The 13,919-nt window shown below is 59.7% G+C and carries 13 protein-coding genes; 4 read left to right on the plus strand and 9 right to left on the minus strand.

What is annotated here, in order from left to right:
* The first annotated feature begins 267 nt into the window (after positions 1 to 267).
* On the plus strand, positions 268 to 954 hold the full coding sequence (locus tag ACIQJ2_RS07690; protein WP_400668436.1) for a response regulator transcription factor: 687 nt from the start codon (positions 268 to 270) through the stop codon (positions 952 to 954).
* A 152-nt stretch (positions 955 to 1,106) separates the two neighbouring features.
* Here the strand turns inward: ACIQJ2_RS07690 and ACIQJ2_RS07695 are convergent, their stop codons facing one another.
* The 7 genes from ACIQJ2_RS07695 to ACIQJ2_RS07725 form a co-directional block, all read right to left on the minus strand.
* Positions 1,107 to 2,513, minus strand: a complete 1,407-nt coding sequence (locus ACIQJ2_RS07695; protein WP_400668439.1) for an APC family permease — start codon at positions 2,511 to 2,513, stop codon at positions 1,107 to 1,109.
* A 57-nt stretch (positions 2,514 to 2,570) separates the two neighbouring features.
* Positions 2,571 to 3,059, minus strand: a complete 489-nt coding sequence (locus tag ACIQJ2_RS07700) for a hypothetical protein (RefSeq protein ID WP_400668442.1) — start codon at positions 3,057 to 3,059, stop codon at positions 2,571 to 2,573.
* Positions 3,060 to 3,161: 102 nt separating this feature from the next.
* Positions 3,162 to 4,352, minus strand: coding sequence for a nitrilase-related carbon-nitrogen hydrolase (locus ACIQJ2_RS07705; protein WP_400668444.1), 1,191 nt, complete (start codon positions 4,350 to 4,352; stop codon positions 3,162 to 3,164).
* Positions 4,353 to 4,560: 208 nt separating this feature from the next.
* A complete protein-coding gene (locus ACIQJ2_RS07710; RefSeq protein WP_400668447.1) occupies positions 4,561 to 6,150 on the minus strand; it encodes a phytoene desaturase family protein in 1,590 nt (529 codons plus the stop codon).
* Positions 6,151 to 6,244: 94 nt separating this feature from the next.
* Complete coding sequence (locus ACIQJ2_RS07715) at positions 6,245 to 7,483, minus strand: styrene monooxygenase/indole monooxygenase family protein (protein ID WP_400668449.1); 1,239 nt, start codon at positions 7,481 to 7,483, stop codon at positions 6,245 to 6,247.
* A gap of 40 nt (positions 7,484 to 7,523) precedes the next feature.
* On the minus strand, positions 7,524 to 8,309 hold the full coding sequence (locus ACIQJ2_RS07720; RefSeq protein WP_400668452.1) for an SDR family oxidoreductase: 786 nt from the start codon (positions 8,307 to 8,309) through the stop codon (positions 7,524 to 7,526).
* 40 nt (positions 8,310 to 8,349) lie between these two features.
* Entirely contained in the window at positions 8,350 to 8,844 is a 495-nt protein-coding gene (locus tag ACIQJ2_RS07725) for a flavin reductase family protein (protein WP_184711217.1), read from the minus strand.
* 171 nt (positions 8,845 to 9,015) lie between these two features.
* On the opposite strand from ACIQJ2_RS07725, the gene ACIQJ2_RS07730 reads away from it, so the two are divergent.
* Positions 9,016 to 10,008, plus strand: a complete 993-nt coding sequence (locus ACIQJ2_RS07730; RefSeq protein ID WP_400668455.1) for an AraC family transcriptional regulator — start codon at positions 9,016 to 9,018, stop codon at positions 10,006 to 10,008.
* A gap of 42 nt (positions 10,009 to 10,050) precedes the next feature.
* Here ACIQJ2_RS07730 and ACIQJ2_RS07735 read toward each other — a convergent pair whose 3' ends face one another.
* The gene (locus tag ACIQJ2_RS07735; protein WP_400668458.1) at positions 10,051 to 11,295 is read right to left on the minus strand and encodes an MFS transporter; all 1,245 of its coding nucleotides are present in this window, start codon (positions 11,293 to 11,295) and stop codon (positions 10,051 to 10,053) included.
* A 137-nt stretch (positions 11,296 to 11,432) separates the two neighbouring features.
* On the opposite strand from ACIQJ2_RS07735, the gene ACIQJ2_RS07740 reads away from it, so the two are divergent.
* Positions 11,433 to 12,374, plus strand: a complete 942-nt coding sequence (locus ACIQJ2_RS07740; RefSeq protein ID WP_400668461.1) for a LysR family transcriptional regulator — start codon at positions 11,433 to 11,435, stop codon at positions 12,372 to 12,374.
* A gap of 4 nt (positions 12,375 to 12,378) precedes the next feature.
* Here the strand turns inward: ACIQJ2_RS07740 and ACIQJ2_RS07745 are convergent, their stop codons facing one another.
* On the minus strand, positions 12,379 to 12,846 hold the full coding sequence (locus ACIQJ2_RS07745) for a helix-turn-helix domain-containing protein (protein ID WP_246761820.1): 468 nt from the start codon (positions 12,844 to 12,846) through the stop codon (positions 12,379 to 12,381).
* Between the two features lie 169 nt (positions 12,847 to 13,015).
* Between ACIQJ2_RS07745 and ACIQJ2_RS07750 the strand changes: the two genes are divergently transcribed.
* The gene (locus tag ACIQJ2_RS07750) at positions 13,016 to 13,873 is read left to right on the plus strand and encodes an alpha/beta fold hydrolase (protein ID WP_400668463.1); all 858 of its coding nucleotides are present in this window, start codon (positions 13,016 to 13,018) and stop codon (positions 13,871 to 13,873) included.
* Positions 13,874 to 13,919: the final 46 nt, after the last annotated feature.

Genomic DNA, 13,919 nt, shown 5'->3' on the forward strand with positions numbered 1-13,919 from the left:
TCCGACGACAATGGTTTGGGGCATGATATCGTCGTCGGACGCTGCACTATCCGGCCCGCGGGTGGTGTCCGAGCCGGCATTTAGAATATTAGCATCTACCACAGGTTTAGCGTAGCTGCCCGGATGGGCAGGATCGGCCCACCATCTGGCCTACCTCGAAAGTTCATCTGTCAGAAAGATGACCACGGGCTGCCGCGTCGTTGACAAGCCTTGTCAGCTCCTGTTTCAATGGTTTCTTGTGATCTCCGCGCTGCATATCGTGATTTTATGATCCAGACAGACAGTGCTTTCCCGCCCAAAGGTTTCGCAGAGCAGTTCCTGGCCGTCGTGACGTCGGCCATACCGCTAAGCGGCTGCTGTTTTTATAGGGTCGACGAAGGACGCCACGTCCTCGATCATCAGCTTCTCAATCTGTCGTCCTATTGGAAGCAGCGCTACTATCATCATTTCTGGCGCGTCGATCCTCTTCATCCAAAGCGCGTCTCGGGCTCCTCATGTCGGCTGCAAGTGTTTGGTCGGGAGACCGCAGAAGAGGATTTGGGGACGCTCGAATATTTCGAGCAGTTCCTGAAGCCACAGAACACCGCCTATCAGGCCGAACTGTATTTCTGGCTGGGAACCCGAATGGTAGCTGGTGCGTCCTTGCTGCGCAGCGCCTCCGAAGGCGCCTTTACAGCGCAGAATATCGACTTTCTCGATAAATTCGTCGCGTTCACGGAAGGCAATCTGTTCAGTCTCAACGAAGACGACGAGCCGAAGTGCGATGGCTTTGCCGAAATGACCCCACGCGAGCGCGAAATCGCATCGTTCATCGGCGAGGCCATGTGCAACAAGGAAATCGGTCGGCGCCTCAATATAGAGCTGCCAACCGTCAAGACCCATGTGAGCAGGGTTCTCGCCAAGGCAGGTGCACGCAGCCGGGCGGAATTCATCAAGAAGCTGAGATCGCGCTAGGGCTCGTTCGCATATCGCGGCGCCGTCATGCCAATCGGCTTGACCCGCCCTACCAGCAACGGTTGATCACTATGACCTCAGCGCTTCACGCCACGGCCGAGGCGATCACAAGCGGTCAAGCATTTGACTTGACCGCTTGTTCAATGCGCTCTTTACGCTGCCCTCTTGCGTGAAACATCCGGCTGCGGACGGGAAACGGATGCGACGCCGATACCGATCGCGGCTGCCAGCGGTATGAGCCAGGGCGCATAGTCCAACAGACCGAGATTGCCCGTCAGTGTGGCGTAATTCATCACCACCAGAACGGCGACGATCGCGAGCCCCGCCGTTGCCAGCAACCCGATCACCAAATCGAACAGGAATCCCGCCTCCCGTCGTGAGCGCAGTGTGAAGACCACCACCGACAGCGATGTCGCCGCCTGCAGCAGAATGATCCCCAGCGCGGCAAGGCCAAAGGTACTGGAAAGCACGGTCATCAACGGATCCGCATCGCCAAGGGCGAACGCCGCAACCATAACGGAGGTGATCGCAGAGACGACCAGGCTGGCTATGTGAGGCGATTGCAGTCTTGCGTGCAACCGTCCGAGCATCTGCGGCATCATGGCCTCGCGTCCCAGCGCGAATAGATAGCGCGAGGCGGCGTTGTGCAGGGCGATCGTCGCCGCAAGCGCGCTGGTCATCATCAGGAACTCGACCGCAACGATAAAGGCCGGATGCAGATAGAGGCCGAACGCGCGGAAGATGAGCGTTCCGGGATTTTCACCGGCCGCCGCGACAACCTTGTCTTCGCCGAAGCCAATGATCACGGCCCACATGGCGATGGCGTAGAACACCGCGATGAAAAGGACGGCGGCGATGAGTGCGCGGCTGACCGTCCGATGCCCCTCCTGTGCTTCGTCCGTATAAATGGCTGCGGATTCGAAACCCAAGAACGAGCAGAAGGCGAACATCAGGCCGAGGCCGAAGGAGCCGCTGAATATGCCCGACAAGGTGAAGGAACCGAAGGTCACGACAGCCGGACTGGAGGGCCAGAAGACCGAGACCACCAGAGCCGCCAGGATCAAGATCTCGAGCGTCAGCAACACCGACAATAGCCGCGCACCGAGGGTAATCTCGCGGTAGCCGACCAGCCCGACGACCAGCAGCGACAACGCCGCCCAAACCTTCCAGGAAAGATCGAAGCCGAGATTCTCCGCCAAGAACACATTGGCGAAGAAGCCGAAGCCTGCCGTGCTGCCCACCACCATCATGAGATAGACGATGATCGCAACGAATGCAGCCGCACCGCCGGCGCGAGCGCCCAGCCCGTGTCGGACGTAGGCATAGAAGGCACCGGAATGGGTGACATGCGGGCTCATCCGCACGAAGCCTATCGCAAAGAGAATGAGCACCACGCCTGAAATCAAGTAGGAGGCCGGCATGCCCACGCCATTGCCGAGCAGCACCCCAAGCGCGCCGTTGCCGGCAATGGCCGCAAGCGGCGCTGCGGCAGCAACGACAAGGAAGAAGATATCGATAGCCCTAAGCGCCCGGCGAGGCGCGGAATTGGAAGTCGTCATGACCGAGGATCCTAGACGTCGAGAGATGAGATGGAGCCGAACGGAAGGCCTGTCCGCTCACGGCAGGATGACACGCTTGCCTTCCAGCGGCGTTGGCAGAGGACCGCGCAGCAGTTGCTCATCAGGACCGAAGAATCTTGCCGAGGCAGTGCCCTTCAACGTGTTGCCGGAGACCACGACTTCATAGGAAACCTCACCACGGCTGACGAACTTCGCCGTCTTTCGATCCGCGGTGACTTCCACGAATTTGCCGAGAATCTTGTCATGCTTGCGGATCCAGATGCCTTTCCCATCGCTATCGCTATTGTCCGGATTGCCCGCATCGGGATTGGCCTGTTGCATGGTGCCGTCCGCGTTGAAGACGAACATGTGATGGGTAAACGGCGCATCGGGCGCGACAACGACCCAGGTTCCGACGATGTCATCCCGCTTTGGCTCGGTGGCTGAGGCCGGTGCGATCGACCCGGTGGCAGCAATAACGCTCACCAATGCCGGTACAGCTAGCGCCCTGAGCACTCGCGGCGGCAAGAAACGTTGCATATTCATCGATAATCTCCCAGTTGGTTTGATTGTTCGACGGCTCGCCAGCCGTTCCGCGCCCCTATTTTTATGTGCGGAAGCGGCTGTGAAGCGGGCCGTCAATTGCTGCTATCCGTTGTGCCAGGGCCTCCATAAAGCCTTGGCCTCGTTCCAGTCGTCCTCACCTTCCGGCGATGACGGGGTGTAGCGCGCGCCGGGAACCGCGTGGTGCGGCGGAGTCCAGGTGCCGCGCTCCACCAGGCGCGCAATGTTTTGCCGATAGATCTCATCGACGGTCGCGTGCCGCGCGGGGTCAGTTTCCATCCACAAATTGCTGGGATGAATGGGCTTGTCGTACATACGGGCGAAAAGCTCGGTGCGAAGGTCCTTCAGCCAGTTCGAATTGAGATTCATCGCCCGGAACTGACGAAGCGCCTCGATATCGATGACGGCTGCCACCATCGTGTTGGCACCGCTTGCGGAATGAGACATGATGTTGCCGCGATAGTCGACGATGTGCCCGTTGCCGCCGGCAATATCGATCGGGTGCCGCGAACTCGGCGAGAGATAGACCGGACCAATGTTCGGGCAGAGCATGTAGGCGCTATTGAAATCGGCATGGGCGCGATTCTGGATCATCCAGCTTCCTCCGCCCGGATAGCCGGAACCAGTCATCGGCATCGCTTCGGACGGCCGATAGATCACTTCGGCGCCTCCAAACGCCAAAGCGCGCACCGCTTCCGGGTATTCGCCGTCTGAACAGCATATTGTGCCGATATTGCCGATATCGTTGGTTCGCAACACGGGATAGAAGGCTTCTATTCCGTCTCCAAAGCGCTCAACCCAGCGGTCATAGATGTCGTGCGGCGTGCAGCTGCGCTCGCGGCACCAGATATGGTTCTTGGCGGCTCGATGGACGACGTCGCCCTTGCGATCGATCACAAAGAGCGTGTTGAAGAAGCGATCCTCCATGACGTCGGGCCAGCGCGCTTTGCACTGTCCTATAATGTAGGTGTCGTAGTGGCGTGCGAGCTTGCCGAGCGCTTCCGTTTCCTCGCCGGGAAGATCGATGAACATTTCCCTTGCGGCCGTGACATGCGGCACGTCGAAAATCTCGTCGGTGAAACCAGTCAACGCGCCCTCGGCCAGCGCGACGACCCGTACCGGCGCGTTGATCGAGCAGATGGAAATCGACGCGTGGATCGCCTCCTCGATGGTTTCGAGGTTATGGCGGATATGCCGCCTTTCCGCTGTTCCCGTGACGATCGTTGAAAGTCCGATCGCCATATAGGGCGCGACGTAGTCGGGCCGCTTGTCCATGCATTGCTCCTCCTGCAATTGAGAAACTCGCGGATATGGAGTGCCGTAGCTTGTCGCGTGACGATGCTATCGGACGGCTAAACCACCGAGATCCCAGTCCCTGTTCAGGTACAGTCCAAGGCTAGGAGACTTGCAGGGACATGACTATGATACTGAGGTATTACATGGCTGGCAGTCCGCAGGAGTTTTAGCCGTCATCGAGCCTCGCCTACTTCAGCGTGGACGCCAGCAAGAAGCCGGATCCTCCCGCCAAACCAGGCCCTGGATGGGTCGATGCCCCGATATGGAAGAGACCGGGCACATGGGTCTTGTGATTGACGGATGTCTTGAACGGACGCCAGAGAAAGAATTGGTCGAGCCCGCAGAACCCGCCATAGGGATCGCCGCCCACAAGATTGATATTCATGGCCTCCAAATCGGTGGGGGAATAGCATCGCCTCGCGAGCACGGCCTCGTCGAAGTTTTCGATGTGGAGGCGCAGTATGGCTTCGACCCGGTCGGCAAAGGCTTCTCGCAGGGGCTCCGTCCAGCGGCCATCGGCGGGGCATTCGATTTCTCCCGCAGCGTCGCCCTTGATGAAGCGTGGTGTATCGGGCAACTGCAGCCACAGGATCGCACCGCCTTCCGGCGCGCGGCTCGGATCAAGCGCCGTCGGCTGCCCCACGCAACCGGTCGGCTCCGCCGGCAGAAGTCCGCGTTCCGCTTCATTGGCGGAACGCGATACGCCGTCGAGGCCTGATGTCAGGTGCAATAGAGCAACCTTGCCCAATTCATCACCCTGTCGCCAGCGCGGCGGCATCTTCAGCGCATAGTGCATTTGCATGTTGCCCTTGCCGTAGCGATAGGCCGACAACCCCTTGCTGACTTCCTGCGGCAGTGGCGCGGACAGGTCCTTCAAGAGGCTGTCGTAGAGCTGGTTGGGCGTCACCGAGGCGATGACACCATGGCGCGCCTTCAGGCGCCCCCCATCCGCGAGGATGACACCCTCTGCGCGACCGGAGTTGTTCGTCTCGATGCCGGAGACATCGGCGCCCGTCATGATCTCACCGCCGTGGTCACGGATCAGCCGCTCAAAGGCGCGCAACAGGTTTTCTGCGCCGCCCTTGACGATTGGGCATCCGGCAGCCTCGATGGCAAAGCCGATGACCCGCGCCATTTCCGCCGAGTAGTTGCTTTCCGGGCCGAGGCCGCAATGCAGCACCCATGGCGCCCAGAGTGCGCGAAGCTCCTCGGATCTATAAGTCGTTTCAAGATAGCCACGTGCCGGCGCAAGCGCCTCTCCGAACCAGGCTGCCAAGCCGCGCAAGCCATACTTCCATGCCTCTTTCACCACGAGCTTTGCCGTTTTGCTTGACCAGAGATTGCCGCCGAGAAGCCCAAAGACGAAGCCGGCATTGCCCGCAAACCGGCTCATGTCCGCGTCGAATGCCTTTCCATCTCCCGGGCAAATCGTCTCAAAACGATCGATGTTGCTTTTGCGATCCATCGCAAGAATGGCATGACTGCCATCGGGTCGCAGCACTCCGGTCGGCAGGGGCGAATGGCAGAATTCCAGTCCGCGGGCTTCTAGGTCCTTGCCGATGGCGCCGTAGGCCGGAGACGTCAGGAAAAGCACCATCGTCGTCGCCATGACATCATGGCGGTAGCCGGAGGCGGTGATTTCCTCCGTGCGCAGGCAACCGCCGATGCGGTCGTTGCGCTCCACAAGCAGGACCTTTTTGCCCTTCTTTCCGAGCATGGCGGCCGCAACGAGCGCATTGATGCCACTTCCAATGATGATGTAATCCGGTTCAGCCATAATCTGCCTCAAGCGGGAAAGGCCCCGCCGGATATGACGGGGCATGTTTTCTTTTTACGATGACGCCAAGGCGCAGTGCGTCCCCCTTCGCGGCTCAGGCGGCGAGCCGCTGCAGATAGGCGTCCGCTTCCTCGGGTACGGCAAACCATGGGAAGAAATCCCGCGGATCGTTGAAGCCGTTGGCAATGCGATGGGCAAGCGCCGGATAGGCCTGGGCCGACCCCATGATGTTGAGGACATGCGGCGGTGGCGGTGAAAGCAGCGCATTCGTCCAGCCGACGACAAATTGCGCATAGCTCCAATAGGCCTCGAAGGTCGCGTGCATGAAAGCCGCATCGAATGCCTTCTCTCCATGCGCCAGGATGGCATCGAGATAGCATTTCGCCGCCTTCGAGGCGTTGTTGGAACCCTGACCGGTGATCGGATCGTTGAGGCAGACCGCGTCGGCAAGGCCGAGCACCAGCGCGCCGGACGGCAGATGGCCGATCGGTTTGCGGACCGTCGGCGCGAAGGCGCCCGCCAGACGGCCATTGTCATCGGTCAGCGCGACATGCCGGTTACGCTCACCTTCCCACGGCAGGAAGGTATCGAGAATCCATTTCGACTTTTCAAGGTGCTGTTCAGGAGACGCAACTTCTTTCCAACAGTCCATCGGGCCGCCCGGAATACCCTCGAACACCATGATATCGCAGGGGCCGGTGGTCGTGATTGCCGGGAAATTGAAGTATTCGCCGACGCCGGGGATCAGATTGAAGTTCACGGCGGAATACTCAGGGCGGGGCGTCATGCCGGTGACATAGGTCAGCGCCAGCGCCCGCTGCGGTTTGTCGAAGGGTGAACGCTCCGCATCGCGCTCGAACATCTTGGCGATGTCCCCCTTCCCGGCCGCGACGATCACGAGATCGCTTTGCCGGGCATAGGTTTCGAGGTCTTCAATACCGGCATCATGGATGGTCAATTGACCACCGCGACGCTCGAACTCCGCCATCCAGCGCGGCACCTTTACGCGCTGATCGACGCTCTGGGCCGTCCCGTCCAGCTTGCCGTTCCACTCGATTGCCTTGTTGCCGGAACCATCCGGGGCCGGCACGACGAAATTGATGGAGTCGACCGTCGGGCAGCTCTCGTCCCAGAAGTTCAAGCCGAGATCGCGCTCGTTCTGCAGGGCGGCATCGAACATGCATTGGCTTGAAAGCACGCGCCCTGATGCAATTTCTTCCGCCGTCCTGTTTTGCACGACATGAACCGCATGGCCCGCATCCAGAAGGCCACAGGCAAGCTGCAGTCCCGCTTGACCGCCGCCAACAATGGTAAAATTCCGCTTTTTTGTCATCTCGCTCCCCTTATCTCTTTGAAATCATGACGATCGGCATTCAGTCCATCAGCCGCGGGATCGCCGGTTCATTCCGCTCCGGTCCCATTGCTGTGTAACCGCCGTCGACGCGGATATCCGTGCCGGTGATGAAGCTTGCATTGTCCGAGAGCAGGAAGGCGACGGTTTCCGCCACCTCTTCAGGTCCACCGGTGCGCCCCAGAAGATGAAAATCCTTGGCGACGCTGTCCGCCTTCTCACGGGTGTTCTTCGTCAGTTCCACCATGACGTTGCTCCAGGTCCAGCCCGGCGACACGGCGTTGACGCGAATGCCTTCCGGTGCAAGATCCATGGCCTGATTGCGGGTGAGCTGGAGGATCGCCGCCTTGGAAACGGGATAGACCCAGCGCCCGGTCTGGGCGACGCGCGACGAAATGGAGCCGAAATTGACGATGGCGCCCTTGTTTTTCGCGAGATGCGGACGCGCGGCCTGCATCAACGCGATCGATCCCAGAATGTTGACATCGAAGGCCCTGAGCCAGTCGGCGCGGGTGGTATCGGCGCCATTGTCGAGATAGGTGCAGGCGACGTTGACAAGAAAGTCCAACCGTCCGGTCACCTTCACGGTCTCATCGATCAGCGACTTGATCTCATCGTCGCTGGTGATATCGGCTTTGATGAAACGGACATTCGAGCCGCAGCGCGCTGCCGCCGCCCTTCCGGCTTCGTCGTTGATATCGGCAATGACGACCGACACCCCATAGTCAGCCAACACCTTGGCTACGCCTTCGCCGATCAGCGTAGCGCCGCCGGAAACAATCGCAGTTTTACCTTTCAGTCCACGCATGGACATTCCCCTTCTTGCTTTCGGTTTTCAAAAGATGCGATCAGGCGACGGCTGCGGCCGTCAGAAATGCGCCGTTGCCGTAGAGCAGCGGGTTATCCCGCCCTTCGGACAGATGCGTGGCCGCGACCTGACCGATCAGGATGAGATGGGTGCCGAACTCCTTGATCTCGGCGAGCTCGCATTCGAACGTCACCGCCGTGTCGTGCAGCACCGGTGCACCTGTCTCGATCGCGCGCCATTTGCCAGAGGCGAAACGTTCTTCCCGCACGAGGCCGGCACGACCGGCAAAGACCTCTGCAACATCCTGCTGATCGAACGACAGCACATTGACGGCAAAAACGCGGGTGCTTTCCACCACCGCCGCAACGGAGCTGTTGCGGTTGACGCAGGCGACCAAAGATGGCGGCTCGGTCGAGAGCGAACAGACCGCGGTCGCAGTCAGTCCGCAGCGCTGACCCGTGCTGTCGATGGAGGTAATAATCGTGACGCCGCCAGCCAGCTTGCGCATGCCGGCGCGGAATTCCTCGTTACCCATCTTTTTCGTTCCCTTGGCGAATGGATTTTAGATCCATTTCATGCTTAAAATTTCCCCGATGTTCCGGCGAAGTGGAGCGCACGGCAATCCAGATTGCGCGAGGTGATGTCCAGATCCGGCAACAGGCGGTCAGAAACCTCACTTTCGAAAGCAATCGCAGCGAAAGCAGTCATGGGCGGAATGATCGGAATAGAGGCACTACGATCGAGCGGCGACCAGCGGGTGGATACCTGCGATGTCGATGACGCGCGCATGGCGATCGGACAGATCTTCTGCCCACATTTCCTCATGGTAACAGGCAAGGCGGAGCAAGGATTTCATGCGCGCCATCGCCTGGTGAAAGAGACCGGCTACTCCATCAATCTCGTCTCCTATGGCGCCGAAGTGGAGATCGATCCCGGAGAGCTTTCCCGCTTTTTTCTGCTGCAGATCCCGATCAAGGGCGAATCCCTGGTGAAATGCGGCAATAGCCAGACGCTTGCCGTCGCCGGTAAAAGTGCCACGTTTCTGTCCCCGACGCTCTCGACGCGGATGCTTTGGAAGGAAGGTTGCGAGAAGCTGATCGTCCTGATGGAGCGCGGCCCGGTCGAGGACTATCTGGGGAAACTCATAGATGGCGAACCCGGCAGGATCGAGTTCGATCCTGCGGTTGATCTCACCTCACCGATCGGGCAAGGCATTTTGCGCCATGCGGATCTTATGCTCTGCTCATCGCTCGAAGCCAATATGCCGCTTGCTTATAAAACCATGCTCCGAGATGGATTGACGAGCCTGCTTCTGTCGGGATTACGGCACAATCACCAGCCGGCGCTCGCAAGACCCGCGCCGGACAGTGGTCCTATGGCCGTGCGCAGGGCAGACGAATACATCCGTTCAAACGCGACGCGCGCAATCACGACTGCCGATATCGCCGAGGCTGCCGGTATTCCGCTTCGCACATTGCAGGACAGCTACCGCCGGGCTCGTGGACATACTCTGATCGAGGCGGTGCAGAGCGCGCGCCTGGAGATCCTGCGCAAGACGCTGCTGGCGGGGCAAGCTGACCTTACCGTCGCAGACGCAGTCTTTGCCTGCGGCCTTGGCCATCTGGGCCGCACGGCCTTCGCCTATCGCGAACGCTTCGGCGAAAGCCCTTCGGAAACCTTGCGTCGGACAAGAAACTGATCGAGTCTGATGGCAGACGGCTTCCACGCCACCGCATGGGCTTCACGCTGTGCGGCGTTCGAGCCACGTCGAAAACAGGATCACCCCCATGCAGGCGATGGCAACCATTGCCGCAACGACCGGCGTCGCCATAAGGCCCAGCGGACTGGCGACAACATAGCCACCCAGCAGCGCGCCGCCGCCAATCCCCGCATTGCAGATCGCAACGTTCATGGCCGAAGCCAGCCTTGGCGCCGTCTGCGCCTTCTGGAACACGCGCAGAAGCACCGCAGGCATGAAAGCATAACTGCCGACCCCCCAAAGGAAAATGGTCGGAAACGCCAGCAATCTATCATGGGCGGTCTGCGTAAACGCCAGCATGACGATGACAAGCAGCGCCAGGCTCGCATAGATCGTGCGCAACGGCCAACAATCGGCGCTGCGGGAGGCGATGACGTTGCCGACAGTCATGCCCAATCCGAACAGCAGCAGCGCAAACGTCACCGCCATAGGCGGAACCTGGGTGACATCCTCCAGAATGGCCTTGATATAGGTGAAGACAACGAAGCTGCTGCCGAAGGCGAGCGCCAAGACCAGCAGCGCCAGAAGCAGCAAGGGCTTTTTGAACGCTGCCATTTCCTGCAGAAGCGATGAATCGTTGTTGCTGCGGACCGGCGGCAGCAGAAATACCAATGCCGATGTCGCGACAGCACCCCATACCGCAATCGCCCAAAAGGCGGAGCGCCAGTCGCCAAACGTGCTGCCGAGAAACGTTCCCAGCGGAACGCCGAGAATATTGGCGATCGTGAAGCCGGAAAGCATGATCCCGATCGCCCAACCCTTGCGCTCTTCGGCTACCAGCTCGGCTGCCGTGATAAGCGCGATGCCGGCGGTAACGCCGTGAACGCTCGCCGCGATGATGCGCGTCGTCAGCAGCAGACCATAGCTATTGGCCAGCGCGGAGACGATATGGACAATGGTGAAAACAACCCCGGCGGCAATCAATATGCTGCGCCTCGGAAGGCGCAATGTCAGCATCGTCAGCAAGGGGGCTGCGATGGTGACGCTCCAGGCATAGGCGGAAACGAGCCAGCCCGCCGACTGCAGGGCCTCGGCCGTTACATCCCTGGAAATCAGGTCACGGCTGATGTCGGTCAGCAATCCGGTGACGATGGTCTCGGTCGTCCCCATGCCGAAGGCCATCAACGCAAGGGCAACGAGCGCTGAAAGCGCACCGCGCGCCGGTGGCGCAGCCTCAGCACTTGCCGCAGTCGGTTCATCCCGGGTGGATTGAAGATTATTGAGCATGAAGACCTCTGAATGGGCCAATGCGGACGCTAGCCGCAAGGCAAAACAACAGAATATTCATGCTATTTTTGTTGTAATTGGAGATAAATGGCCCAATAATCACTTCATTGATAACCCAAATGATATGATTAAAACACATGGATAGCCTCAGCGGTCTGACGATCTTCATGCGCGTCGCGGAAACCCGCAGCTTTGCCGCCGCAGCAGCACGATTGGGGATATCACCGCCGGCCGTCAGCCGGGGCGTGGCCAGGCTGGAGCGAAAACTTGGAGTCCGCCTGTTCCAACGCAGCACACGGCAGGTGGCATTGACGACGGAAGGCGGTCTGTTTCTGGAGCGCTGCCGCCGGATCGTCGACGAGCTTGCCGCAGCCGAACGCGAGCTGATGGATGCCTCTTCAGAGCCCAGCGGCCGGCTTCGCGTCAGCCTGCCGATGGTGAGCGGCCTGATGCAGCCCGTATTGGCCGCATTCGCCGAGCGTTATCCTAAGATCGAGCTGGACCTGGATTTCAGCGACCGCCTGGTCGACGTGATCGGCGAGGGTTTCGACGCGGTGATACGAGGCGGGACGGGGACGAGTGACTCACGCCTGATGAGCCGACTTCTGGGTGAGAGTCGCTTTCTCTACGTCGCCACGCCCGGATATCTCGCAGCCCACGGCACGCCCAAGCAGCCGGAAGAGCTCGCGCAACACGCCTGTCTGCTCTACCGTTTCCCCACCACGGGGCAGGTTCAGAGATGGCCATTGCGACGGGCCGGTGCGGATGTGGACATACGCCTGCCCGCCCGCATGAGCTGCGGCAATATCGAAGTACTGTTGCATATGACTCTGCAAGGCTTGGGCATCGCCTGCCTTTCCGACTTTGCCGTGGAAGCGGCATTGGCGCGTGGCGAACTGACGACCGTGCTGGACGAGTGGTCGGATTGGGACAACGCCATTCCGCTTCGAATATTATGGCCATCGAACCCGCAGATATTGCCGAAGGTTCGCGCCTTCATCGACTTCATGGCCCAGAATCTGTTCCCGGCCCGGAGAATGGATGGGCATGGCGAAACCTACCCTCGCGCCCTGGCTTAGGCGTTCAGGCTTCGAGGTCGCCAGTTTCCGGCGGCCACGTCACCACCGTGTCCTCAGGGCCAAGCACACGGCCATCCTGCGAGCGCAACTCAAGTTTTCGCACAGGCATACCGACCTTGCGATCGACCAGAAGAACATGCTTCTCGTCCGGCTCGAAGAAGAAGTCCTCACCCCATTGCCGCAGAGCGACCAGAAGCGGGAAAAGGCCCCGACCCTTCTCCGTGAGTACGTATTCCTGATAGGGGCTGCCATCCGACGCCGGCTCTATGTCCATGATGCCGTGCGCCACCAGATTGCGCAGCCGAGCCGAGAGAATGTTCTTCGCAAGCCCCAGGTTCTTCTGAAACTCGCCGAAACGCCGCAGGCCATTGAAGGCGTCACGGATGATCAGCAGCGACCACCAATCGCCAATCGCGTCCAAAGGTCGGGCGACGCCGCACATTGAATCCCTGTGACTAATTCTCTTTGCCATTTCTCGCTCGACCCGCGCTCCATGCATCGCCGCCTGGACCGCTTCTCGCGGCCGACGCTAATTTCGAACATAGAGGTTGCAAACTAAAACCGCAAGTGATAGCCATTTCGTGGTTTCACTATGCAACCACAACAGTCGCCAATGAGGCGACTGCAGAACGGGAGTTCACATGACGCACTATCGCCGAATTGATGTTGGCGGGGTTGAGATATTCTATCGAGAGGCCGGAAACCCCGATCACCCAACAATCCTGCTTTTGCACGGCTTCCCCGCATCCTCTTTCATGTTCCGCGAGTTGATGGATCGGTTGGCCGATCAGTTTCATCTCGTCGCCCCCGACTACCCGGGCTTCGGCCACAGCGAAGCGCCATCGCGGGAGCTATTCCCCTACACATTCGACCACCTGGCAGACGTGATGGAAGGATTTACCGACAAGATTGGCCTCACCAAATACGCGCTCTACATGCAGGATTTCGGCGGCCCGGTCGGTTTTCGTCTCGCGACGCGGCACCCTGAAAAGGTCTCGTTTCTGATCGTGCAGAATGCCAATGCCTATGAGGAAGGCCTGCCCGAAAGCTTCTGGGAACTGCCAAAAGCATTATGGCGCGACCCCTCGCCGGAAAATTTCCAAAGAATACGCGAGGCGGCCATGTCGGACGAGGCGCTGGAGTGGAACTACACGCATGGCGTCAAGGATATCTCGACGATAAGCCCGGACAGCTGGGTCCTTCAAAAGACGCTTCTGGATCGACCCGGCAACAGGGATATCATGGTCGACCTCCTCTACGACTATCGAACCAATCCGGCTCTCTATCCCGAATGGCATGAGTACTTCCGCAAGCATCAACCACCGACGCTGATCACCTGGGGTCAGAACGACGACATCTTTCCGGCCTCGGGCGCTCATCCTTATCGACGGGATCTGACCAAGATCGACTTCAATCTGCTCGACACAGGTCATTTCGCGCTCGAGGAGCAATCAGAGGCGATCGCCGCCCATATCAGGCGTTTCGCGGCTGCGCTCTAGCAGCACTTCGCGCAACGATAGCACTGCCCGCCCGAACGCGAGCTGC

The organism is Rhizobium sp. NPDC092011, from assembly GCF_044756305.1.
Taxonomy (GTDB): Bacteria; Pseudomonadota; Alphaproteobacteria; order Rhizobiales; family Rhizobiaceae; genus Rhizobium.

Excerpts from the sequence above, each read along its gene's own strand:
- ACIQJ2_RS07730 (WP_400668455.1), top strand. The coding sequence starts at position 9,016 with ATGGGCGGAATGATCGGAATAGAGGCACTACGATCGAGCGGCGACCAG.
- ACIQJ2_RS07705 (WP_400668444.1), bottom strand. The coding sequence starts at position 4,352 with ATGGACAAGCGGCCCGACTACGTCGCGCCCTATATGGCGATCGGACTT.
- ACIQJ2_RS07745 (WP_246761820.1), bottom strand. The coding sequence starts at position 12,846 with ATGGCAAAGAGAATTAGTCACAGGGATTCAATGTGCGGCGTCGCCCGA.
- ACIQJ2_RS07710 (WP_400668447.1), bottom strand. The coding sequence starts at position 6,150 with ATGGCTGAACCGGATTACATCATCATTGGAAGTGGCATCAATGCGCTC.
- ACIQJ2_RS07720 (WP_400668452.1), bottom strand. The coding sequence starts at position 8,309 with ATGCGTGGACTGAAAGGTAAAACTGCGATTGTTTCCGGCGGCGCTACG.
- ACIQJ2_RS07690 (WP_400668436.1), top strand. The coding sequence starts at position 268 with ATGATCCAGACAGACAGTGCTTTCCCGCCCAAAGGTTTCGCAGAGCAG.
- ACIQJ2_RS07740 (WP_400668461.1), top strand. The coding sequence starts at position 11,433 with ATGGATAGCCTCAGCGGTCTGACGATCTTCATGCGCGTCGCGGAAACC.
- ACIQJ2_RS07715 (WP_400668449.1), bottom strand. The coding sequence starts at position 7,483 with ATGACAAAAAAGCGGAATTTTACCATTGTTGGCGGCGGTCAAGCGGGA.
- ACIQJ2_RS07750 (WP_400668463.1), top strand. The coding sequence starts at position 13,016 with ATGACGCACTATCGCCGAATTGATGTTGGCGGGGTTGAGATATTCTAT.
- ACIQJ2_RS07700 (WP_400668442.1), bottom strand. The coding sequence starts at position 3,059 with ATGAATATGCAACGTTTCTTGCCGCCGCGAGTGCTCAGGGCGCTAGCT.
- ACIQJ2_RS07725 (WP_184711217.1), bottom strand. The coding sequence starts at position 8,844 with ATGGGTAACGAGGAATTCCGCGCCGGCATGCGCAAGCTGGCTGGCGGC.
- ACIQJ2_RS07735 (WP_400668458.1), bottom strand. The coding sequence starts at position 11,295 with ATGCTCAATAATCTTCAATCCACCCGGGATGAACCGACTGCGGCAAGT.
- ACIQJ2_RS07695 (WP_400668439.1), bottom strand. The coding sequence starts at position 2,513 with ATGACGACTTCCAATTCCGCGCCTCGCCGGGCGCTTAGGGCTATCGAT.